Genomic DNA, 1,294 nt, shown 5'->3' with positions numbered 1-1,294 from the left:
GTGTTCGGCAAGAAGCGCGGCAAGAACGGCAAGGCCGGTCCACCCGTGCACGACGATCTGGTGGAGCGGGACTTCACTGCTGAAAACCCAAACCAGTTGTGGCTGAGCGATATTACCGAGCATCCGACCCGTGAGGGCAAGCTGTATCTGTGCGCGATCAAGGATGCGTTCTCCAACCGCATCGTCGGCTATTGCATGGACTCGCGGATGAAGTCACGGTTGGCGACCACGGCCCTGAGCAATGCGGTGGCGCGCCGCGGGCAGGTGGCCGGCTGCATTCTGCACACCGATCGCGGATCTCAATTCAGGTCAAGGAGATTCGTGCACGCTCTGGGCCGCTACGAGATGGTCGGATCAATGGGTCGCGTCGGTGCTGCCGGCGACAATGCGGCCATGGAGAGCTTCTTCAGCCTGCTGCAGAAGAACGTTCTGGACCGTCGGCGGTGGGACACCCGGGAGGAACTGAGGATCGCGATCGTCACTTGGATCGAACGGACCTACCACCGTCGCCGACGCCAGGCTGCTCTCGGGCGATTGACCCCGATCGAATTCGAAGCAATCATGACCACACCGGCCAGTCAGGCCGCGTGACCGAAACTGTCACCTATCCGTGCAGCAGACCCGCTTGACTGCACCAATAGCTGATTTCTGGCTTGGCGTCCACTGCGTCGCAGGAATCCGGGAATCAACCTTAGTCCAAGGCTGGATATCTGAATTGTATTGCTTCGTCAATAGCGTCCAGTCGTCGCAGACGGGATCCCATGCGGCGAGGTACCTTTGCAGCTCGGACGGATCACCCGGCGCAGCGGGATGCGATGGGGTCGTCGCCGCCGCCACCGACGGGCCCCATGCACTAGCCGACCCCTCCGAAATGGCTGTGCAGGCCATGGCGATCGCTGATGATGCCTTAACCGCCACCAGTGCTAAATGATCGTCTGAGGCGGCATAGGTAGGAATGTTGACGGTGTATGCACGTGCGTAGGCGGTGAACTGCTCGTAAAGTTCACGTACTACCTCGTAAAGTTCACGTACTACGCGGTGCGGCGTCTGTCTGGCCAGAGCCACGAACTGGTCTGCAGTATTGCGCATCGTGGTTCCCATCGCGTTGTATTGGGCGCGCTGATCTGGCGTCCAGTCCCTCGCCGGTATCGACGGATCGCGGTCGGTCCATCCGTTTTCCGCTTGATTGGCAAAGCCCTGATTGATGGGTACGAATTTGTCGCAGGTCGGCTCATCGGTGATGACGGAAACCGGGCCGGTGTCGTTTGCGCTGGCGATCCCGGCTGCCGGATGC

At 60.5% G+C, this 1,294-nt stretch carries 2 protein-coding genes; one reads left to right on the top strand and one right to left on the bottom strand.

Annotation, left to right across the window (positions count from 1 at the left end; translation table 11 throughout):
* Positions 1-591, top strand: a 591-nt coding sequence (locus tag AC5Y49_RS24665) for an IS3 family transposase (RefSeq protein ID WP_499891997.1), incomplete at its 5' end; no start/stop codon positions are given.
* A gap of 9 nt (positions 592-600) precedes the next feature.
* Here AC5Y49_RS24665 and AC5Y49_RS24660 read toward each other — a convergent pair.
* On the bottom strand, positions 601-1,294 hold a 694-nt coding region (locus tag AC5Y49_RS24660), incomplete at its 5' end, for an ESX-1 system-associated protein (RefSeq protein ID WP_499891996.1).

This window comes from Mycobacterium sp. NGS62 (genome assembly GCF_059812285.1).
This window is presented reverse-complemented; position numbering and strand designations above follow the sequence as displayed.